Here is a 21,720-nt window from a genome sequence, read left to right as displayed (position 1 = left end):
CATACGGCTTTTGCATCCCCGCGATGCCTGCGGGGCGCTGAGCATTTGTGCTATGCAGCAAGGCGTTGTCACGGTCCATCGGTACAATTCAGCTTTCCTACCGAGCATCCCAGCGCTCTCATGACAGCCAAGAAAGCCGCTCCGAAATCGTCCACGACGTCGGTCAAACCGGTCGCCGAACGTGCCGTCCCCGTGCTTGCCACCGAACCGCAGGCGGTCACCCTCGAGCCGGTGTTTGCCGCACTGCGCAAGCGCTACCCGGCGGCCCGCCAGGGCGAGGTCCAGGCGTTCGCCGCCGACTTCTACCGGCGCATGGAAGAAGACGAGTTCCCCAATCACCCGCCCGAGCAATGGGCGGCGCTGGCGTCGGACATGCTGGAGTTTGCCCGCGTGCGCAAGGCCGGCACGGTCAACGTGCGCGTGTTCAACCCCACCCTGAAGAGCCACGGCTACGAGTCGCCGCATACGCTGCTGCAGATCGTCAACGACGACATGCCGTTCCTGGTGGACTCGGTCAGCATGACCCTGTCGGACCTGGGCATCGGCGTGCACGTGCTGGGCCACCCGGTGCTGCGCATCGCGCGCGACAAGGCCGGCAAGCTGACCGCGGTGGGCGAGGGTAAGAGCGAATCGCTGATGGTGCTGGAGATCGACCGCCAGCCGGCCGATGAGATGCCCCAGGTGGAAGCGGCGGTACGCAAGGTGCTGGCCGAGGTGCGCGCCATCGTGCAGGACTGGGCCGCGATGCGCGAAAAGATGGTGATGCTGGCCGACGACCTGGCCACCCGCCGCCTGCCCATCGACGACATCAGCCGCCACGAGGCGCAGGAGTTCCTGCGCTGGGCCGCCGCCGACCATTTCACCTTCTTCGGCTACCGCGAATACCGCGTGGAGAAGCAGGACGGCCAGGACGTGCTGGCCCCGGTGGAAGAGACCGGCCTGGGCCTGATGCGCGGCCACGACACCTCGCCGGCGCGCCCGGTGACCACCTTGGCCGCGCATGGCCTGAATGCCTCGTCCAAGCTCAAGGACGCCTTGATCCTGACCAAGACCAATGCGCGCTCGCGCGTGCACCGCGTTGGCTACATGGATTACATCGGCATCCTGGAATTCGACGCCAAGGGCCGCATCGTCGGCGAGCAGCGCTTCCTGGGCCTGTTCACCTCAAGCGCCTACAACCGCCGCCCGTGGGAAATTCCGCTGGTGCGCCAACGCCACGAATACGTGATGAGCAAGTCGGGGCTGACCCCGAGCAGCCACAGCGGCAAGGCGTTGCGCCACATCCTGGAAACGCTGCCGCGCGAGGAGCTGTTCCAGTCCAACGAAGAAGAGCTGTACCGCACGGCGATCGGCATCCTGGGGCTGCAGGAGCGTGTGCGTAGCCGCATGTTCCTGCGCCGCGACAAATACAGCCGCTTCATTTCCGCCTTGGTGTACATCCCGCGCGAGCGCTTCAACACCGACGTGCGCCTGCGCATCGAAGGCCTGTTGAAGGACGCGCTGCATGGCGAGTACATCGATTCGAGCGTGGTGCTGGGCGAATCGCCATTGGCGCAGCTGCATCTGATCGTGCGCCCCAAGAGCGGCGAAGCACTGGAGTTCAATACCACCGAACTCGAATCGCGCCTGGCGCACCTGCTGCGCAACTGGCGCGACGCCCTGCGCGAGGCGCTGGTGGCGCGCCACGGCGAAGCCAATGGCCTGCGCATGGCGGCCAATTTCGGCCGCGCGCTGCCGGCCGGTTACATCGAAGATTCGTCGATCGAATCGGCGGTGTCCGATGTCGAGCACCTGGCCACGCTGGATGGCCCGGACGATCTGCATCTGAGCCTGCAGGAAATCCGTCGCGACGACGGCATGCGCCTGGATGCCGGCGAAGGCCTGCGCCTGAAGCTATACCGCCAGCTCGACGACATTCCGTTGTCCGACGCGATGCCGATGATGGAAAACATGGGCCTGCGCGTGATCTCCGAGCGGCCGTATCGGCTGCAGGTGGGCGAAACGCCGGTCTACATCCAGGATTTCGAGGTCGAATCCACCGCCGGCAAGATCAACGCGGCCAACGCCGATGCCAGCTTCGGTGAAGCCTTCGAGCGCATCTGGAACGGCGATGCGGAAAACGACGGCTTCAATCGCCTGATCCTGGCCGCCGGCCTGCACTGGCGTCAGGTCGCGTTGCTGCGTGGCTACTGCAAGTACCTGCTGCAGACGGCGGTGCCGTTCTCGCAGGCCTACGTGGAAGCCACCTTCACCCGTTACCCGCTGCTGGCGCGCCTGTTGGTGGAACTGTTCGAAGCGCGCTTCGACCCGTCCACCGGCAGCGAGACCAAGGCGCAGATCTTTGCCGGCCAGGAGCGCCTGCGCGAAGAGTTGTCTGCGCTGGCCGCCGGCGACGAGGCCACGCTCAAGGCGCTGGAGCCGGTGCTCGAGGCACGTGGCGGCGATCGCGCCGCGCAGCAGGAAGCCACCCGCGCCACGCTGCTGAAGCTGATGGACCGCGTCTCCAGCCTGGACGAAGACCGCATCCTGCGCAGCTTCATCGATGTGATCGATGCGACGCTGCGCACCAACTATTACCAGACCGACAAGCACGGCAAGCACGCCCATTGCATCAGCTTCAAGCTGGATTCGGCGCGGGTGCCGGACCTGCCCAAGCCGCGTCCGTATCGCGAGATCTTCGTCTATGGCCCGCGTGTGGAAGGCGTGCATCTGCGCTTTGGCGCGGTGGCGCGTGGCGGCCTGCGCTGGTCCGACCGCCGCGAGGATTTCCGCACCGAGGTGCTGGGCCTGGTCAAGGCGCAGATGGTCAAGAACACGGTCATCGTGCCGGTGGGCGCCAAGGGCGGTTTCTACGTCAAGCGCTCGCCGGTGGGCGGCGACCGTGACGCGATCCAGGCCGAAGGTATCGCCTGCTACAAGCTGTTCATCCAGAGCCTGCTCGATATCACCGACAACATCGTCGGCGGCAAGATCGTGCCGCCGCCGCAGGTGGTGCGTCACGACCAGGACGACCCGTACCTGGTGGTCGCCGCCGACAAGGGCACCGCGACCTTCTCCGACATCGCCAATGGGCTGGCGCTGGATCATGGTTTCTGGCTCGGCGATGCGTTCGCCTCCGGCGGCTCGGTCGGTTACGACCACAAGGGCATGGGCATCACCGCGCGCGGTGCGTGGGAGTCGGTCAAGCGCCACTTCCGTGCGATGGGGCGCGATTGCCAGAGCCAGGATTTCAGCGTGGTCGGCATCGGCGACATGTCCGGCGACGTGTTCGGCAACGGCATGCTGCTCTCAAGGCATATCCGCCTGCTGGCCGCGTTCGACCACCGGCATATCTTCCTCGACCCGTCGCCGGATGCAGCTGCGTCCTTCGCCGAGCGTGAGCGCCTGTTCAAGCTGCCGCGTTCCAGCTGGGCGGACTACGACGCCAAGCTGATCAGCGCCGGTGGCGGCATCTATCCGCGCACCCTGAAGTCCATCGACATCAGCGCGCCGGTGCGCGAGGCATTGGGTCTGGAGTCCAACGTCAAGCAGCTCTCGCCCAACGAGCTGATGAACGCCATCCTCAAGGCGCCGGTGGACCTGTTCTGGAACGGCGGCATCGGCACCTACGTCAAGGCATCCAGCGAATCGCATGCCGATGTAGGCGACCGCGCCAACAACGGCTTGCGCGTCAATGGCGGTGAGCTGCGCTGCAAGGTGGTGGGCGAGGGCGGCAACCTGGGCCTGACCCAGCTGGGTCGCATCGAAGCCGCGCAGACCGGCGTGCTGCTCAATACCGACTTCATCGACAACTCGGCCGGCGTGGACACTTCCGACCACGAGGTCAACATCAAGATCCTGCTCAACGACATGGTGCAGGCCAAGAAGCTCACCTATGACGCGCGCAACACGCTGCTGGCGTCGATGACCGACGAAGTGGCCGACCTGGTGCTGTGGGACAACTACCGGCAAAACCAGGCGATCAGCTTGATGGAACGCATGAGCGTCAAGCGGCTGGGCTCCAAGCAGCACTTCATCCGCACGCTGGAACTGCAGGGCCTGCTCGATCGCCAGATCGAGTTCCTGCCCTCCGATGCCGAGCTGTCGGCACGCAAGGCACGCGGGCAGGGCCTGTCGCGTCCGGAATTGTCGGTGCTGCTGTCGTACTCCAAACTGGTGGCATTCCAGCAGCTGCTGGAATCGGACATCCCCGAAGACCCGTACCTGTCCAAGGAATTGCAGCGGTACTTCCCGCAGCCGCTGCAGAAGAAGTACGCCGATGCAATGGAGCGTCACCGCCTCAAGCGCGAAATCATCGCCACTGCGGTGACCAACACCACCATCAACCGCATGGGCGCCACCTTCCTGATGCGCATGCAGGAAGACACCGGCCGCAGCATCGCCGAGGTCGCCAAGGCCTACACCATCAGCCGCGAAACGCTGGATGCGCGCGCGCTGTGGACGCAGATCGATGCGCTGGACGGCAAGGTGCCCGAGTCGGTGCAGATCGATGCACTGGAAGTGATCTGGCGCCTGCAACGCTCGTTCGTGCGTTGGCTGCTGCTGCGTCCGGGCCAGATGCCGGGCATCACGGCGGCGGTGGAGCGTTACCACGGCCCGTTCAACGACATCCGTGTCGCCTCGGGCGTGTTGTCCGATACGCAGCGACCGCTGTACGAAGCCAGCGTGCAGGAATGGCAGGACAAGGGACTGCCGCCGCAACTGGCGCAGCAGCTGTGCGAGTTGCGCTACCTGGAACCGGCGTTCGACATCATCGAAACCGCGCGCACCCGCAAGCTCAAGCCGGTAGAAGTGTCCAAGGTGCATTTCCGCCTGGGCGACGCGCTGCGGCTGCCGTGGTTGTTCGAGCAGATCGACGCGCTGGAAGTCAACGGCCGCTGGCATGCGGTGGCGCGTGGCGTGCTGCGCGACGAACTGGCCGCGCATCAGCGCGCATTGGTAGGCCAGGTGCTGACCATGCCCGGCAGCAGTGCCGAGGACAAGGTGGCCAACTGGCTGGCGCGCGACGATTCCAGCCTGCGCTTCACCTTGGCCATGCTCGCCGATGTGGCCGAGCAGAAGACCCTGGACTACCCGACCGTGTCGGTGGCAGTGCAGCGGCTTGGGCAGTTGGCCGCGCACGGGGTGTAAGCGCGGTCCTCGCAGGAAGGCGGCGCTAAGGCTCCGCCATGCCTGGTGGCGTGACACGACGCAAACCAGAAAGGCCGCCCTCGGGCGGCCTTTTTCGTGTCACGGAGATTGTGCCGACGCCATCTTTGGAGTGCGCCGCGCCGGCTACTTGATCTTGACGACCACCTTGCCTTTGCTACGCCCCCGGGCCAGGTATTCGAACGCCTGCGATGCCTGCTCGAACGGGAACACCGTGTCGATGACCGGGCGGATACGCTCGGCTTCGAGCAGTTCGCCGAGTTTGGCCAGTTGCGCGCCGTCCGGGCGAACGAACAGGAATGCGTAGGACACGTCGCGCTTTTTGGCCAGGTGTTTGATCTTGCGGCTCATCAGCCCGAACACCAGCGTCAGCAGACCGTTCAAGCGCCGGGCGCGGGCGAAGGCCGCATCCAGTGGGCCGACGAGCGAGATGATCTTGCCGCCCGTCCTCAAGATGCCGAGCGATTTTTCCAGCGTATCGCCCTTGGTGGTGCCGAGTACCACGTCGTAGCCGCTCAGCACGTTCTCGAATTTCTGGGTCTTGTAATCGATCACCTCGTCGGCGCCAAGGCTGCGCACCAGCGGCACATTGCCGGTACTGGTGGTGGTGCCCACGTGCGCGCCGATCTGCTTTGCGAGCTGGATGGCGAAGGTGCCGATGCCACCGGAGCCGGCGGGAATGAAGACCTTCTGGCCGTGCTGCAGTCTGGCGCGCTCCGTGAGCGCCTGCCAGGAGGTGAGCCCGACCATGGGAATGGAGGCGGCCTGCACGAAGTCCAGATTCGCCGGTTTCAGCGCGGCAGCGCTTTCGGGCACCACCGCAAATTCTGCGAGCGTGCCGGTGCCCAGATCGAACACGCTGGCGAAGACCGCATCGCCCTTCTTGAAGCGGGTGACGCGGCTGCCAACCTCGGTGACGATGCCTGCCAGATCGCTGCCCAGGGTGGCGGGCAGGTCGAAGGTGAGAACGGGTTTGAAGGTGCCGGCCATGATCATGTTGTCGACCGGGTTGACCGATGCCGCGTGCACCTCGACCAGCAATTCGTTGGGCTTGGGGGTCGGGCGTGGCAGCTCGGAAAAACCGACTCCGGGCGATTTGCCATAGCGCTGGAAGGTGAGTGCTTTCATGTGGTTGGAATCCAATCCTGTCGTTGGGATGAGTGACGGGTGCCCGAACTGCGGCTGCCGTCACCTGCCGTGCTCGCAACTCATTGGGTGCAGCTTGAGTGCCACGGGAGCGTTTGATGGGATGACTGCTGGCGGCACGAGGCGCATCGGCATGCGCCTCGCCTGCCTGCCGCGGCGGCGGCAACGGCTACTGGCAGTGCACGGGGTTGAATCATCAGGGGCGTAGCTGGTAGCGCTCGGCTGCAGTCGCCTGCTTCAGATCGGACAACACTCCCTGACGTGCGCCCTCCAGTGCGTCCCAACGCTCGGCCACCTGCAGCGGCGGAATGGTCACCAGCTCGCGACGGTCGAAGCCGACCAGCGCGGCATCGACCAGTTCGCCGACATCCATCAGGTCGCTGAGCGTGTTGATGTCGATCCCTGCACGCTCCCAGATCTCGGTGCGCGTGCCGGCCGGCAGTACTGCCTGCACGTACACGCCCTTGGCACCCAGCTCCAGGTGCAGGCCTTGCGACAGGAACAGCACGAAGGCCTTGGTGGCGCCATACACGCTCATGCCGAATTCGGGAGCGAAGCCCACCACCGAGCCGAGGTTGACGATCGCGCCGCTGCCGGACTGCGCAAAGCGCGGGGCGACCGCAGCGGAAAGACGCGTCAGGGCAGTGATATTGAGCGCGATCAGGCGTTCGATCGTCTCGGCGTTCTGCTCCAGGATGCCGCCGGACTGGGCGATGCCGGCGTTGTTGATCAACACGCCGATCTGCGCATCGTCGCGCAGGCGCGCCTCGACCTTGCCGACATCGCCCGGCTGGGTGAGGTCGGCCTGCAGCACGTCGACGCTGATGCCGTATGCATCCTGCAGACGCGTGGCAAGGGCATCCAGGCGTGCCTGGTCGCGTGCGACCAGTACGAGGTCGTGGCCGCGTTGTGCGAAGCGTTCGGCGTAGACGGCGCCGATCCCGGCGGAGGCGCCAGTGATGAGGACAGCAGAACGTGGGGACATGGGAAGCCTTGGCAGGAGGGGGAGCCGAAACGGAATGTGCGTGTCGACCGGTTGCGCGGGACGCAACCGGGTGAGTACCAATGATTGCCTCCATAATCTATAAGGTCAAGGTTTTGATGACGAACGGCATCAATGTATACTGGGCCTTTCGAGGAGGGTCCTCGTTAGAGGTTGGACATGAAGGTCAGCAAGGCGCAGGCACAGGCCAACCGAGCCCATGTGGTCGCCAACGCGTCCAGGCTGTTTCGCGAGCGGGGCTACGACGGCGTCGGGGTGGCGGACCTGATGGGCGCGGCCGGTTTTACCCATGGCGGCTTCTACAAGCAGTTCCGGTCCAAGGCGGCGCTGATGGCCGAGTCGGCTGCCTGCGGCATCGCACAGACGGTGGAGCAGAGCGCCCAGGTCGACGCGTCCGAATTCGTCGACCTGTATGTTTCGCGCTCACATCGCGACAACCCGGCAACCGGGTGCACGATGGCCGCGTTGGGCGCCGACGCCGCACGTCAATCGGTAGAAGTTCGAGCCGCCTTTGCAGACGGCATCGAGCGCATCGTGGCCGGGCTTGCCGCACACGACACTCAGGCAGGCGACGATGAGGCGGCGGCAACGCGTGCCAGGCAGCTGGACCTGATGGCGCACGCCGTCGGTGCCATCGTGCTGTCCAGGGCGTGCCCTGACGACTCTCCGCTTGCCGACGACATTCTTGCTGCCTGCCGACACGCGATCCTGGCCGCCCTGCCGCCCTCTGGCGCATAGGCGGGCCGCTGGCCGGGTGCTGCGCTGTCCGAAGCTGTGGAGGAGCGGCGCATCCTGCCCGCCCTGATGCGGTCACGCGCGACAGACGTTCGTGTTCCCGCGATTCAACGGGTGCCGCGGCACGTCATGTGCCCCACATGCACGCAATGCGCGTGCAAGGCGCCGGGATCGTTCAGCACTTGGCCCGATGCCCGCTCATTTCCTGCCCGGCATCCTTGTCGAAGCGCACATGCCACCAGGTGGCGCTGAGCGAGATCAGGCTGACCACGCAGAACGCCAGCGAGAAATCGCGCTGCGCCGGTTGGGTGTGGTCGCCGGCCAGCATGGCCAGTTTGAGGATCATCGCGCCGGCACACACGCCCACCGAGAGCATCAGCTGCTGCAAGGTGGTGTACAGGCTGCTGGCGCGGCTCATGCGCGCGCTGGGCACGTTTTCGTAGGCGATGGTGTTGTAGGCGGCGAACTGGAACGACATGAAGGCGCCGCAGCACAGCAGCAGGCCGAACATCAGCGCCGGTGGCCAGTCGGGGCGGAACAGCGCGCACACCATGTAGCCCAGGCTGGCCAGCACGCCATTGCCGATCAGGCTGTTGCGGTAGCCGAAGCGGCGCAGTAGCTGCGGGGTGATGCTGCGCATCAGCAGCGCGCCCAGTGCGGTGGCCAGGATCAGGCGGCCGCTGTGCGCGGCGCTCATGCCGAAGCCGATCTGGAACAGCAAGGGCAGCAGGAACGGATGCGCGCCCTGGGTGATACGCATCAGTGCGCCGCCGATCACCGACAGCCGGAACGAATCGATGCGCAGCAAGCTCAGGTCCATCAACGGGGCGGGGTGGTTGCGCGCATGCCCGAGATAGCCCAGCGCAGCGGCCGCGCCGGTGGCCAGCAACCAGCTGGCCATGCCGATGCCGTCGTCCTGGCTGACCATTTCCAGGCCGAACAACAGGCAGCCCAGCGCCACGCCGCACAGCACGAACCCGCGCAGATCGAAACGTGTTGGCGCAGTCTCGGTGGGAATCTCCGGGATGAACCGGCGCACCAGCAGGAAGCCGGCGATGCCGATCGGCACATTGATGTAGAAGATCCAGCGCCAGTCCAGATACGAAACGAAGAACCCGCCCAGCGGCGGCCCCAGCATCGGGCCGATGAAGGCGGGCACCAGCGTCCAGGCCATCGCAGAGACCAGATGGCGGCGCTCTACCGTGCGCAGCAGGATCAGCCGGCCGAGCGGGGCCATCATCGCGCCGCCAGCGCCCTGCAGCACGCGTGCGGCCACCATGGTGGGCAGGCTGTCGGCCAGCGAACACAGGATCGAGCCGGCGACGAACACCCAGATCGAGGCGCCGAATACGCGGCGCAGGCCGAAGCGGTCGGCGATGGCGCCGCTGGCCGGGATCAGCACCGCCAGCGCCAGCAGGTAGCTGGTCATGGCGATGCTCATGGCCGGCGCGGCCACGCCGAAGTCGCGCGCCAGCCTAGGCAGCGCGGTCGCCAGCACCGTGGCATCCATCTGCTCCATGAAAATGGCGCAGGCCAGGATCAGCGAAATAATGCGGTAGTCGGGATAACGCGGCGGGGCGGTGCCGGCGTCGGACACGCTGGAAGACATCGGACTCTCGGTTGCGGGGCTGCATCGACGGCGCCAGTGGGGCGTCCGGATCGGCCCGCGTCGCACGGTGTTGTGCGGCGCAACATGGGTATTGTCCGCTGGTGTGGGACGGGGTTCAAGCGCACTTGGGCAACAGTGCGTGCTTGTCGATGCAGACGCGGTGGTGTGGATGGTGGACGCTGGTGTTGACGCAGAGGCTTGCGGCTGAAGCGGGTAGTGGTGAGGTAGCAGCGTGCGATGGCGATAGAGGGCGCGCGACGTGATGCGTCGTCGCCTGGTCGTCCCCGAGTTGCCCGCACCCTCATCCGGCGCTGCGCGCCACCTTCTCCCGGAGGGAGAAGGATCAAGCTGCAGCACGCGGACAGTGATGGCACCCTGGGCAAAGCCCCTCTCCCTGCGGGAGAGGGGGTGGGGTGAGGGTATGGCGGAAGACAGCCAACCCGACATCGCGAATGGGCGGTTGTCTTGGCTACCCGAATCAGCGCTATGCAGCAGGGCTGTCCCAGGCGTCCTTGATCTGCAGGATTTGCGGCAATGCCTCGCGAAAGTGCTGTACCAGGCGCGGTTCCAGTTGCTTGCCCGCCATGCTCTCGATCTTGCGCATGGCGTCTTCCACCGTCCACGGCGCCTTGTACGCGCGCCGGCCGCAGAGCGCGTCGAACACATCGGCCACCGCCACGATGCGCGCCGCCTCCGGGATGGCTTCGCCGGCCAGCCCTTGCGGGTAGCCGCTGCCGTCCCAGCACTCGTGGTGATGCAGGGCGATGTCGGCGGCCAGCTGGAACACCGGCCCGCGCCCGTGGCGCAGCAGGTCGTGCCCGGCCTGCGGGTGTTGCCGTACCACCGAGCGCTCGTGCTCGTCCAGCGCGTCGGGCTTGTGCAGGATGCTGCCGGGCACGGCGATCTTGCCGGCGTCGTGCAGCGGTGCGGCATCCTGCAGTACCTGGGCCTGCTGCGGCGACCAGCCGGCGGCTTCGGCCAGCACACGTGCGTATACCGCCATGCGCCAGATATGCGCGCCGGTGTCCACGTCCTGGCCCTGGCCGGCCGTTCCCAGCAGGTGGATCGCGTCGCGGTATTGCTGCGCCAGGCGTGTGCATTCGGCCAGTTTGAGTTGCGTGCCGATGCGCGCCTTGAGCAGGGCCGGCGAGTAGGGCTTGCTGACGTAGTCGGCCGCGCCGGCGTCCAGCCCGGCGCGTTCGTCCTGTTCGCTGCTGCGCGCGGTCACGAACAGGATCGGGATGGTCTGGCTGGCCGGCTGCTGTTTGAGCGTGCGAGCCACCGCGTAGCCGTCCATGTCGGGCAGTTCCACATCCAGCAGGATCAATGCCGGTTGATGGCGCGTCACCGCATCCAGCGCCTCGCCGCCGGTCTTGGCGAAGACCAGCGGAAAATCGTCGCGCAGCAGCTGGCGCAAGGTGGCCAGGTTGCTGGATTCGTCGTCGACACAGAGCAGGGGACGGGACGGCATGGAGGGTCCTTGCAGTCGGGCAGGAGATCGAGGTCAGCGTGGGTGGGTGGCGTGCCAGTCGCGCAGGGTGGCTTCGGCGCGGCGGAAGTCGAAGTCCTCCACCGCGCGCTGCAGTTCCTCCTGCAGGCTGCGCGGCAGGCGCGGTGCGCAGATCAGCAGTGCGTGGTCGATCTTGTCGGCGTCGTCGCTGGCGAAGGCGGCCTGCAGGATCTGCAGGCTGTCGCCATCCAGCGCAACGCCGGCATCGTCGCTGTCGGCCTCCTGCGCGTCGTCCTGCACGAAGGCGCGAATCGCGTCGGCGGTGCGCTGCATCACGTCCTTGAGCGCGAGCAACGAGGCGGTGATGTCGTGGCCGTCTTCGATGCGGGTTTCCAGATCGCCCGCCGCGCCGGCCAGGGCCGGCAGCGCCAGCGAGCCGGCAGCGCCACGCAGCTTGTGCGCCAGCGCGCCGATGGCCGGCAGCTCGTTGCGGCGCAGGTGCTCGGCCGCCACCTCGGCCGGGTTCGGGTTGTCGCGCAGCAGCTTGATCAGATAACGCACGTAAGGCTCGCGGTCGCGCCAGAGGCTGTGCGCACGTGCCGCGTCCAGCAGTTCCGGCGTGTTGTGCATCCACGCCGGGCCGGCGGCCACGGCGGTCTCGTGCGGCAGCGACGAAATGCGCTTGACCCCGGGATGCATGAAATGACGGATCGCGGTGACCAGCTCCTCGACGTTGAACGGTTTGGCGATGAAGCCGTTCATGCCGGCCTCCAGCGCTTTTTCCTGCTGCGGGCGGAACGCACCGGCGGTCAACGCAATCACCGGCAGACTGGCCAGGGCGGGGATCTGCCGCAGCCGGCGGGTGGCTTCGTACCCGTCCACCACCGGCATCTGCACATCCATCAGCACCAGGTGGAACAGATCGGGCGCACGTTTGAGCGTATTGACTGCCTGCTCGCCGTCATGGGCGACGGTGACCATGGCACCTTCGCCTTCGAGGATGCGTTGCGCCACCTCGCAGTTGATGTCGCTGTCGTCCACCAGCAGAAGATGCGCGCCTTCCAGCCGCCGTGCGACGAAGGTCGGCGTCACCGGACGCGCGCCCGGACGCTGTTCCACCAGTTGCTCCACCAGCCGATGCAACGCGGCCGTGGTGACCGGCTTGGTCATCACCGCGTCCAGGTCCTGTTGTTCTGGGTGTTGCTCCAGCAGGCGCCGTTCGTAGGCAGTGACCATCACGATCACCGGGTGCGGACCGGGCGCTGCGCGCGCGCGGATCTGCCGGGCGATCGCCACGCCGTCGATGTCGGGCATGCGCCAGTCGAGCAGGAAGATGTCGTACGGCTCGCTGGCCTGTTCGATGGCGGCCAGCGCGGCCTGGCCGTTTGCCACCGCGTCCACGCGCCAGCCGAGCTCGGTGGTGATACGCACCAGGTTGTTGAGCGCCGCATCGTGGTCGTCGGCGATCAACACCCGCGGCATCGCTTCCGGCGGCAGCGCCGGGAGCTCCTGATGCGCAGTGGGGGGCGCGGCCTTTTCCAGCGTCACCACAAAATAGAACTCGCTGCCGCGGCCGGGCACGCTTTCCACTTCCAGCTCGCCGCCCATCAGCTCGATCAGGCGTCGGCTGATGGTCAGGCCCAGCCCGCTGCCGCCATAGCGACGGCTGGTGGAGGTGTCGGCCTGCAGAAACGGAGAGAAGATCAGGCTCTGCTTTTCCTTGGAAATGCCGATGCCGGTGTCGCGTACCGAGAACAGCAGCTTGACCTTGTTGGGGTCGCCGCTGGGGAAGCGCCGCACCGACAGCACCACTTCGCCTTCCTCGGTGAACTTGATGGCGTTGCCGACCAGGTTGACCAGCACCTGGTTGATGCGCAGTGCATCGCCCAGCAGCCAGCGGCCGTCGCGCGGTAGTGGCTCGACGATCATCTCCACCGGTTTTGCACTGAGCGAAGAGCGCATCAGGTCGGCGATGTTGTCGAACAACTGGTTGAGGTCGAACGGCGCACGTTCCAGATCGATTCGCCCGGCTTCGATCTTGGAGAAGTCCAGGATGTCGTTGATGATTTCCAGCAGGGTGCGCGCGGAGCGATCGATCTTGGTGACCATGTCCTGCGCCGCGCCGGGAAGTTCGCTGCGCTGAAGCAGGTACAACATGCCCAGGATGGCATTCATGGGCGTGCGGATTTCGTGGCTCATGTTGGCCAGGAAATCGGACTTGGACTGGTTGGCGCTCTTGGCTGCATCCATCGCCAGGCGCAGCTGTTTTTCGTGCAGTTTCTGCTCGGTCAGATCCACCGCGACGCCGAGGTAACCGATCACCTGGTCGTTGTCGTCGCGCAAGGTGCTCAAGGTCAGCAGCACCGGCAGGCGGCGGCCGTCGTGACCGACATAGGTCCATTCGCTGGTGTCGCTGCGCCCCAGGCTGGTCAGCGCGGCAACCGCCTCCAGGGTGGGCGCCACCGGGACGCCGGTCTGTTCGGACAGCCGGTGCGCACGTTCCTGCAATTCTTCGGCTTCGACGAACTGGCTGACCTTGCGACGGCCGATCACATCCTCGGCGGTGTAACCCAGCAGTTTTTCCGCGGCCGGGTTGAACAGCGTGACAAAGCCGCTGGAGTCGGCGGCGATGATGGCGTAGCCGGCGTGCGCCAGGATCGCGCGCTGCAACACCGAGAACTTCACCAGTTCGCTGGTGCGCTCGGCCACCTGATGTTCGAGCGAGGCATTGAGATCGACGATGCGCTGATGCGAGCGCACCCGGTCGGAGATGTCGCGGAAGAAGTGCGAATGCCCGCTGAGCGTGCCATCGGCATCGATGATCGGTGCCTTGCTGGCCAGCACATGCACGTGCTGGCCATCGCGGTGGCGCATGCGCTGCGCGGCAGAGGCGTTGCCCAGATGCGCATCGTCGGCGTGGTCGACCTGCGGCATCGCGTAGGGCTGCGGTGACAGCAGTCCTGTCAGGTCCTGGCCGATCGCCTCGTCGGCGGTGTATCCGAACATGGCCTCGGCCGCCGGATTCCAGTGGGTGATGCGGCCGTCCGGTGTTTCGGCGACGATGGCCTCGCTGGAATGGCTGACCAGTGCGGCCAGTTCCATCTGCTTGCGCAGCACTTCTTCGCGACGCAGCCCGTTGCTGAAATACAGCGCCAGCAAGGCGGCAAACAACACCGAGGTGGCCATGACCAGGCCGCCGACCAGCCAGGGCGAGGTCTGGTTGAGCGAGGCCACGAAACTGGCAGTCGGCTGGGCGGTGATGACCCAGGTGCGGCCATAGATGGGCAACAACTGCACCACCGGTGGGCGCCGCGCACTGTCGCTGATCGGCGTGCCACTGCGATAGAAATTGTGGGTCGGCTCGTTGCGGTCGGACAGGTCCAGCGCCACGTCGTTGCGCTCGCCCAGCGCGCTTTGCACCATCTGCTCGACACTGAAGGGCGCATACACCCAGCCGCTGGTCGCCGCCATGCGTTGCTGCGGGGTCTGCAGCGGCATGCCCTCGCGATACACCGCCAGCAGCACCAGAAAGCCGCTTTCGGTGGGCACGCGGTAGCCCGACAACGAGATCGGCGAGGTCATGATCGGGGAGCCGCTGCGCGCGGCCTGCAAGGCAGCGGCGCGGCGCCGTGGTTCGGAGGCGATGTCCAGACCGATCGGGCGGTTGCCCGAGGATTCGGGCTCGAAATACAGCACGAGGTAGCGCTCGCCTTCCCACGGCGCGAGCAGGCGCCGGTGGATGTCCGGTGCGCCGTCGGCGCGTGCGGTCTGCAGGAATGCGGCCTCCTCGGACGGTGCGACCCGGTGGATATAGCCGTACCCCAGCACGCCGGGGAACTCGCGCGAATAATCCCGCGAGCGGCTGTAGAGGGTGAAGCGCTCTCGACTGATCACATCGCTGCCGGCGCCGATTACCGCGCCACGCGCACCGCGCAGGCCGTGCTCGAAGGTATACATGCGCTCGCTGATGTTGCGCGCCAAGGTGCGCACCACATACTGAAAACGCTGCTCGCGCTCGAGCTCGTTGTGCCGGTGCAGCCAGACCCCGGTGGCGATGGCCGCAATCAGGCCTGCGGTGAGAATCAGCAGGGCGCTGGCAAACGCGCGGCGCCCGTATTTCCTGCGCAGATCCCAGCGGCCGTTCGGCATCTTCGTCCCTTTGCCTTGCCTGTTGCGTGCCCAGTGTGCTGGCCGACAACACTGTCGGCTTCGTGGTACCGCCTGACGATCATCCGGCTGCGTGCAGTGTCCCCCGCGGCATCGGCCGCACCGTCTGGGCGATCATCGTCGTATCAATGCATCAGAACGATAGCCAGATCGACAGTGCGTGAAGGGCAAGGCCGATCAGTCCACCGACCAACGTTCCGTTGAAGCGAATGTATTGCAGATCGCGGCCGACACCCAATTCCAATTGTTCGACGAGGTGACGTTCGTCCCAACTTTTCATGGTCGACGCGATGTGCTCGGTGACCGATGCGCGCAGCCGCGTGGTGAGTTTGTCGGCGGCCTGCAACATATGCTGGTTGAGCGCCTCGCGCAGCGAAGGATCCTGCGACAGGGCCTGGCCGAGCGACTGCATGGAGCGCTCCATGTGCGCGGCCATCGACGACTCTTCACGCGCCAGGTCATTGCGCAGTGCATCGCGGATTTCACCCCATAGCCCCTGCACATATTCCTGCAATGCCGGATGTTCGATCGCGCGCTGTTTGAGGTCTTCCACGCGCGCGGCCATTTCCGGCTCGTCGCGCAGGCGCGCGATGTAGCCCTGCAGCCAGGCCTCGTAGTCGAGCCTGATTGGATGGTCGGGTGTGGTGAGGATGTCCTGCAATTCTTCGAGCGCCGCCCGCGCCATGCGGTCGGCCAGGCTGTCGCCGATCTCCTCGATCGGCTTGACCCAGTTCACCGTGCCGACCAGCTTGGGCCACTCGCGGCGCGCATAGCGCACGATCAGCGCGGAGGCGCGTGTCTTGACCTGTTCCTGGTCCAGCCATTGGCCGAGCCGCAGCAGCACTTCGTCCAGCAACTTCTGATGGCGGCCATCGGTGGTGAGCAGGGCCATGACATCGCCGACCGTGGCGGCGGCATTCCATTTGCGCAGGCGGTCCACGACAAAACGCTGGATGGCACGGCGCACCGCCGCTTCGTCCAGCAGTTCCAGCGCCTGCAACATCCAGCCGCGCGCCATCTGTGCCAGCATGCGTGCCTGCTCGGGCTTGGCCAGCCACTCGCCGAGGCGGCTGGCCGGGTCGAACACGCGCAGCTTGTCCATCAACGCCTCGGGCGCCAGGAACTGATCGCGCACGAACACCGCCAGCCCATCGGCCAGGCGCTCCTTGCCGCGCGGCAGGATGGCGGTGTGCGGGATCGGCAGGCCCATCGGGCGGCGGAACAGCGCCACCACCGCAAACCAGTCGGCCAGTGCGCCCACGGTGGCCGCTTCGCAAAACGCCGACACCCAGGCCCAGATGCCTTGCTCGCCCATCAGGTGGCTGACGACAAAGCCGGCGAACATGGCCAGCAGCAACGCTACTGCGAGTAGCTTCATGCGCTGCAGCTGCGCGCGACGCGGATCGATGGGGCGGGGAGTGCTGAGACTGGGTTCCATCAGTGAAGTGTACCCAGTCGTTTGACCAGGGCATGTCCACGGCTGGTGGCGCCACCACGCGCGCAGGTTGGTGGCCGTGTCTTGCGTGCTTGTGCTGCAGCCGCGCTTGGGTGGGGGCGACCCTGCGGCTGTTGCCGTCGTAGGAGCGCACCTGGGCGCGACGGGCGTTATCGGGAATGCCTGTCGCGCCCAGGTGCGCTCCTACAATGGCGTGCTCTGCTGGATTGACTTGCCACTAGCGGCGTATTGCGCAGGCCGGCGGTCCGGTCGCGATGCGACCAGTCGCCCGCGTAGGAGCGCACCTGGGCGCGAGGCGTTACCGGTAATGCTTCGTCGCGCCCGGGTGCGCTCCTACCACGGGCAGGCTTGCCGGATCGGCAGGTGCGCACTTAGCCGCGCAGGCGCTCCAGCTGCGATTGCAGTGCGGCGACCTTGGACTGCAGGGCGGCGTTTTCGTTTTCCAGTTCGGTGACGCGGCGTTGCAAGGCCTTGAGGTCGCGGCGTTCGGCTTCGCCGCCTTCGGCTTCGTCGGACTTGGGCTTGCGCTTGGCGTCGCGCACGCGCTTGGCGGCCTGCTTCAGTTCGGCCTTGCCCGCCTGTGCGGCGGCACGCTGTTCGTCTTCGGACAAGGTCGCCACGGCAGCAGCGGCGCTGATGGAAATCTCGCCGGACTTCACCGCCTGCACCACTTCCGGGGCGGCCTGTTTGTGGATGCGCTCGATCATCACCACCTGGTTGCTGCTCAGGCGCGCCTCGCGTGCCAGCTCGGCGCGGCTGACCGGGGTGGAGGCCTCTTCCCACGGCGGGCTGTCGGTGTCTTCGGTCGCTTGCGCGGCGCTGCTGTCACGCATGGCGCTGTCATCGCCGCCGCTTGCCGCGTGCGCGTCGGCCTGCAGGGGCGCTTCGGCGGCGGTATCGGCATCGCGCTGGGTGCGCTGGCGCAGCGCCAGGATCTCGCGCTTGCGCAACGCCAGCACGCCACGCTGGAAGTCGGAGACGCTGCGCCGGCCCAGGTGCTGCTCGATCATCCACAGATGCACGTCCTGCATCGACTGGAAGCGTGGGTTCTGCACGGTCTGGAATGGCAGCCCATGCTTCTGGCAGATGCCATAGCGGTTGTGGCCATCCACCAGCACATCGCCCCACAGCACCAAGGCGTCGCGGCAGCCTTCAGCCAGCAGGCTGCGCTCCAGCGCCTCGTGCTCGTCGGGGGTCAGCGGATCGATATAGGCCTTGAGTTCTTCTTTGACAACGATGTTCATGTGGCAACGGCGGGGGAGTGCGGGGCCGGCATTGTAGTGAGCCTGCCCCGGCTTTGCGCGCTTGACGTGCTGCCTGCCGCGTGACACGCGAGCACGTGTGGATGGCGAACGCGGCAGCGGGCCGGCGGTGCCGCAAACGGACTGCCTGCCTGCTGCATGCAGGCGGCACCATCCGTGCGCGGTGCAGCCCGCCACTGCCGCGACCCGGGTGGATGCCGCGGCGTTGTCGAGCATGTGCTGGAAAGGCCGCCTCCCGCCAAGCGCCCATCGCGCGGCGCATCGAACAGAGCAGTGCCGTTGCGGCCGCGCCCGCTACGCACCCGGGCTGCCGCCTCGGCCACACTCACTCCAGCTGACGCAGGATCCCCGCCAGCGTCTCGACCATCTGCCCGATCTGTTCGGGGCTGACGATCAGTGGGGGTGACAGCGCAATGACATCCCCGGTCACCCGCACCAGCAGGCCGCCGTCGTGGAAGCAGCGCTCGAACACCTCGTAGCCGCGCGCACCGGGGGCACCGTCGCGCGGCGCCAGCTCGATCGCACCAATCAAGCCGATGTTGCGGATGTCGATCACGTGCGGCAGGCCGCGCAAACCGTGCAACGCCTCTTCCCACTGCGTGTCAAGCGCGATCGCACGCGTGAACAGGTCTTCTTCGGCGTAGGTATCCAGCGTGGCGATCGCCGCCGCGCAGGCCAGCGGGTGGCCGGAGTAGGTATAGCCATGGAACAGCTCGATCGCCTGCTGCGGGCCGTGCATGAAAGCATCGAAGATGGCATCGGCCACCAGCACCGCACCCATCGGCACGGTGCCGCTGGTCAGCCCCTTGGCGGCGGTGATGATGTCCGGGGTGACACCGAAGCGCTGCGCCGCGAACGCCTCGCCGACCCGGCCAAAGCCGGTGATCACCTCGTCGAACACCAGCACGATGCCGTGGCGGTCGCAGATGGCACGCAACCGCTGCAGGTAACCCTCCGGCGGCAGGATCACGCCAGCCGAGCCGGACACCGGTTCGACGAACACCGCGGCGATCGTGGAGGCATCGTGCAGGGTGATCAGCCGCTCCAGATCGTCGGCCAGCTCGGCACCGTGCACCGGCAGCCCGCGCGAATAGGCGTTGCGCTGCAGATCCAGGGTGTGGCGCAGGTGGTCGGTGCCGGCCAGCAACGGGCCGAACCATTTGCGGTTGTTGGGCAGCCCGCCGATCGACATGCCACCGAAGCCCACCCCGTGGTACGCCTTCTCGCGGCCGATGAAGCGGGTGCGCTGGCCCTCGCCGCGCAGCCGGTGATAGGCCAGCACGATCTTCATCGCGCTATCCACTGCCTCCGAGCCGGAGTTGGTGAAGAACACATGGCCCAGGCCGGGCGGGGCGAGGGCGGCCAGGCGTTGCGCCAGCACGAACGGCAGCGGTGAGCCCATCTGGAAGGTGGGGGCAAAGTCCAACGTGCCGGCCTGGTCGCGGATTGCCGCCACGATCCGTTCGCGCGCGTGGCCGGCGTTGCAGCACCACAGGCCGGCGGTACCGTCCAGGATCTGCCGGCCATCGACATCGCGGTAATACATGCCGGCGGCGGAGGCGAGCAGGCGAGGGCGCGCCTTGAACTGGCGGTTGGCCGTGAACGGCATCCAGAACGCCTCCAGCGGCCCGGGTGCAGGCAGCGCAGGCGCGTCGTCGTGCGCAAGTGGGTCGTGCATGGCCGGCTCCGTTGCGGGGTGTCGCCCCGACTGTACGCAGGCATCGTGTCAGCCGTCACCCGGGCGATGGCGGGAATGCGGCACATGGCGCGGAGCGCCCGGCCGGCGCCTGTGGGGTTAGTCCATAAGAACTAGTCAATTAGTCGCAGCCCCGGCCGCTAATCTCACAGAACGCCTGCGTGGCGTGGGGATGGCCATGCGATGGAACGCTACGGGGGCGTCGCCAAGCATTGCAAAGCGGCAAGGATTGCTGATGATGCGCCAGACAACCGCCAGTTGGGCCTGGTTGTCGTCGCTGCCTTTATCGCAGCACGCCAATCGATCGCAGCCGTCAATCGTCTTTATCGCAGTTCATCGCACTTTATTTTTGGGGAAATGGGAATGACGCAAGGGTCCACCGTGGCGACAGCCAGCGGCGCTGACGCCGGTCTGCTGTCCAAGGAGCGCATCGTTGCGCGTCCGGGGTTCAATCGTTGGCTGGTTCCGCCGGCTGCACTGGCGATCCATCTGTGCATCGGCATGGCCTATGGCTTCAGCGTGTTCTGGTTGCCGCTGTCCAAGGCGCTGGGCATCACCGAAGCGATTGCCTGCCCGGCCGACATGGGCCTGTTCGCGCGCATGGTGGCCACCACCTGCGACTGGAAGATCAGCGAGCTGCAGTGGATGTACACGCTGTTCTTCGTGCTGCTGGGCTGTTCGGCGGCGATCTGGGGCGGCTGGCTGGAACGTGCCGGCCCACGCAAGGCTGGTGTGGTGTCGGCGCTGTGCTGGTGCGGCGGCCTGGTGATTTCGGCAGCCGGTATCCACTTCCATCAGATCTGGATGCTGTGGCTGGGTTCGGGCGTGATCGGCGGCATCGGCCTGGGTCTGGGCTATATCTCGCCGGTGTCCACGCTGATCAAATGGTTCCCGGACCGTCGCGGCATGGCGACCGGCATGGCGATCATGGGCTTCGGTGGCGGTGCGATGATCGGCAGCCCGCTGGCCGACGCGCTGATGCGCCACTTCGCCACGCCGACCTCGGTGGGCGTGATGGAAACCTTCCTGGTCATGGCCGCGCTGTACTTCGTCTTCATGATGGCCGGCGCGTTCGGCTATCGCGTGCCGCCGAGCGGCTGGACCCCGGCCGGCTGGACCGCGCCGGTGGCCAGCAACAACGCCATGATCACCGCCAACCATGTGCACGTGAAAAAGGTCTGGGGCATCCCGCAGTTCTGGTTGCTGTGGGGCGTGCTGTGCCTGAACGTCTCGGCCGGTATCGGCGTGATCGGCATGTCTTCGCCGATGCTGCAGGAAGTGTTCGGCGGCCGTCTGATCGGGGTGGACGTCGGCTTCGGCAGCCTGGATCCGACCCAGCTGGCCAGCATCGCGGCCATCGCGGCCGGCTTCACCGGCCTGCTCAGCCTGTTCAACATCGGTGGCCGGTTCTTCTGGGCCAGCATGTCCGACAAGCTCGGTCGCAAGAACACCTACACGCTGTTCTTCGTGCTGGGCATCTGCCTGTACGCCGCGGCGCCGTCGGCCGGTGGCGTGGGCGGCATCGCGCTGTTCGTGGGCATCTTCTGCATCATCCTGTCGATGTACGGCGGCGGTTTTGCCACCATTCCCGCCTATCTGGCCGATCTGTTCGGCACCCAGATGGTCGGCGCCATCCACGGCCGTCTGCTGACGGCGTGGGCCACCGCCGGCATCCTCGGCCCGGTGGTGGTGGGGTATATGCGCGAATACCAGCTGGCGCACGGCAGCCCGCCGTCACAGGTCTACAACACCACCATGTACATCCTGGCCGGCATGCTCGTGCTCGGCCTGATCTGCAATCTGTTGGTGCGTCCGGTGGCCGCGCGTCACTTCATGACGCCCGACGAGCTGGCACGCGAAAAGCAGCTGGCGCATGAGAAGGTCGACCGCAGCGGGCATGCGGTGCTGCCGCCGGAGCAGATGGCGCGCATCGGTCATGGCGGCAACCCCGCACTGGTGGCGTTTGCCTGGCTGGCTGTCGGCATCCCCATGGCGTTCGGCATCTGGGTGACGCTGCAGAAAGCCTTCGTGCTGTTCCATTGAGGTGA

The 21,720-nt window shown here is 66.4% G+C and carries 11 protein-coding genes; 3 read left to right on the top strand and 8 right to left on the bottom strand.

Annotation, left to right across the window (positions count from 1 at the left end):
- The first annotated feature begins 120 nt into the window (after window positions 1-120).
- Complete coding sequence (locus tag XnspCFBP7698_RS02585) at window positions 121-5,130, top strand: NAD-glutamate dehydrogenase domain-containing protein (RefSeq protein WP_104579577.1); 5,010 nt, start codon at window positions 121-123, stop codon at window positions 5,128-5,130.
- Window positions 5,131-5,274: 144 nt separating this feature from the next.
- Here XnspCFBP7698_RS02585 and XnspCFBP7698_RS02580 read toward each other — a convergent pair whose 3' ends face one another.
- Window positions 5,275-6,276, bottom strand: coding sequence for an NADP-dependent oxidoreductase (locus XnspCFBP7698_RS02580; protein WP_104579578.1), 1,002 nt, complete (start codon window positions 6,274-6,276; stop codon window positions 5,275-5,277).
- Window positions 6,277-6,490: 214 nt separating this feature from the next.
- Window positions 6,491-7,279 carry an SDR family oxidoreductase gene (locus XnspCFBP7698_RS02575; RefSeq protein ID WP_104579579.1) on the bottom strand — a complete coding sequence of 263 codons (789 nt, stop codon included), beginning with the start codon at window positions 7,277-7,279 and terminating at the stop codon, window positions 6,491-6,493.
- Window positions 7,280-7,456: 177 nt separating this feature from the next.
- Between XnspCFBP7698_RS02575 and XnspCFBP7698_RS02570 the strand changes: the two genes are divergently transcribed.
- Window positions 7,457-8,035: a TetR family transcriptional regulator gene (locus XnspCFBP7698_RS02570; protein ID WP_104579580.1), complete on the top strand. Its 579-nt coding sequence runs from the start codon at window positions 7,457-7,459 to the stop codon at window positions 8,033-8,035.
- Between the two features lie 172 nt (window positions 8,036-8,207).
- On the opposite strand, the gene XnspCFBP7698_RS02565 is transcribed toward XnspCFBP7698_RS02570, so the two are convergent.
- The 6 genes from XnspCFBP7698_RS02565 to XnspCFBP7698_RS02540 all read right to left on the bottom strand — a co-directional run bounded on the left by XnspCFBP7698_RS02565 (window position 8,208) and on the right by XnspCFBP7698_RS02540 (window position 19,654).
- On the bottom strand, window positions 8,208-9,641 hold the full coding sequence (locus XnspCFBP7698_RS02565) for a DHA2 family efflux MFS transporter permease subunit (protein ID WP_104579581.1): 1,434 nt from the start codon (window positions 9,639-9,641) through the stop codon (window positions 8,208-8,210).
- 484 nt (window positions 9,642-10,125) lie between these two features.
- A complete protein-coding gene (locus XnspCFBP7698_RS02560; RefSeq protein WP_104579582.1) occupies window positions 10,126-11,112 on the bottom strand; it encodes an HD domain-containing phosphohydrolase in 987 nt (328 codons plus the stop codon).
- A 33-nt stretch (window positions 11,113-11,145) separates the two neighbouring features.
- Entirely contained in the window at window positions 11,146-15,240 is a 4,095-nt protein-coding gene (locus XnspCFBP7698_RS02555; protein ID WP_104579583.1) for a response regulator, read from the bottom strand.
- A 151-nt stretch (window positions 15,241-15,391) separates the two neighbouring features.
- Window positions 15,392-16,696 (bottom strand): DUF445 family protein, encoded by a 1,305-nt coding sequence (locus XnspCFBP7698_RS02550; protein WP_047693451.1) that lies wholly within the window; start codon window positions 16,694-16,696, stop codon window positions 15,392-15,394.
- 389 nt (window positions 16,697-17,085) lie between these two features.
- The gene (locus tag XnspCFBP7698_RS02545; RefSeq protein WP_104579584.1) at window positions 17,086-17,958 is read right to left on the bottom strand and encodes a plasmid replication/partition related protein; all 873 of its coding nucleotides are present in this window, start codon (window positions 17,956-17,958) and stop codon (window positions 17,086-17,088) included.
- Between the two features lie 343 nt (window positions 17,959-18,301).
- On the bottom strand, window positions 18,302-19,654 hold the full coding sequence (locus XnspCFBP7698_RS02540; protein WP_104579585.1) for an aspartate aminotransferase family protein: 1,353 nt from the start codon (window positions 19,652-19,654) through the stop codon (window positions 18,302-18,304).
- A 381-nt stretch (window positions 19,655-20,035) separates the two neighbouring features.
- Between XnspCFBP7698_RS02540 and XnspCFBP7698_RS02530 the strand changes: the two genes are divergently transcribed.
- Window positions 20,036-21,715: an OFA family MFS transporter gene (locus XnspCFBP7698_RS02530; RefSeq protein WP_039407881.1), complete on the top strand. Its 1,680-nt coding sequence runs from the start codon at window positions 20,036-20,038 to the stop codon at window positions 21,713-21,715.
- Window positions 21,716-21,720 lie beyond the last annotated feature (5 nt).

Source organism: Xanthomonas sp. CFBP 7698, from assembly GCF_003600855.1.
GTDB classification, from domain to species: Bacteria; Pseudomonadota; Gammaproteobacteria; order Xanthomonadales; family Xanthomonadaceae; genus Xanthomonas; species Xanthomonas cannabis.
The sequence above is the reverse complement of the archived record's forward strand: the minus strand, read 5'-3'. Positions and strand labels throughout refer to the sequence as shown.

Excerpts from the sequence above, each read along its gene's own strand:
- XnspCFBP7698_RS02585 (WP_104579577.1), top strand. The coding sequence starts at position 121 with ATGACAGCCAAGAAAGCCGCTCCGAAATCGTCCACGACGTCGGTCAAA.
- XnspCFBP7698_RS02580 (WP_104579578.1), bottom strand. The coding sequence starts at position 6,276 with ATGAAAGCACTCACCTTCCAGCGCTATGGCAAATCGCCCGGAGTCGGT.
- XnspCFBP7698_RS02575 (WP_104579579.1), bottom strand. The coding sequence starts at position 7,279 with ATGTCCCCACGTTCTGCTGTCCTCATCACTGGCGCCTCCGCCGGGATC.
- XnspCFBP7698_RS02570 (WP_104579580.1), top strand. The coding sequence starts at position 7,457 with ATGAAGGTCAGCAAGGCGCAGGCACAGGCCAACCGAGCCCATGTGGTC.
- XnspCFBP7698_RS02565 (WP_104579581.1), bottom strand. The coding sequence starts at position 9,641 with ATGTCTTCCAGCGTGTCCGACGCCGGCACCGCCCCGCCGCGTTATCCC.
- XnspCFBP7698_RS02560 (WP_104579582.1), bottom strand. The coding sequence starts at position 11,112 with ATGCCGTCCCGTCCCCTGCTCTGTGTCGACGACGAATCCAGCAACCTG.
- XnspCFBP7698_RS02555 (WP_104579583.1), bottom strand. The coding sequence starts at position 15,240 with ATGCCGAACGGCCGCTGGGATCTGCGCAGGAAATACGGGCGCCGCGCG.
- XnspCFBP7698_RS02550 (WP_047693451.1), bottom strand. The coding sequence starts at position 16,696 with ATGGAACCCAGTCTCAGCACTCCCCGCCCCATCGATCCGCGTCGCGCG.
- XnspCFBP7698_RS02545 (WP_104579584.1), bottom strand. The coding sequence starts at position 17,958 with ATGAACATCGTTGTCAAAGAAGAACTCAAGGCCTATATCGATCCGCTG.
- XnspCFBP7698_RS02540 (WP_104579585.1), bottom strand. The coding sequence starts at position 19,654 with ATGCACGACCCACTTGCGCACGACGACGCGCCTGCGCTGCCTGCACCC.
- XnspCFBP7698_RS02530 (WP_039407881.1), top strand. The coding sequence starts at position 20,036 with ATGACGCAAGGGTCCACCGTGGCGACAGCCAGCGGCGCTGACGCCGGT.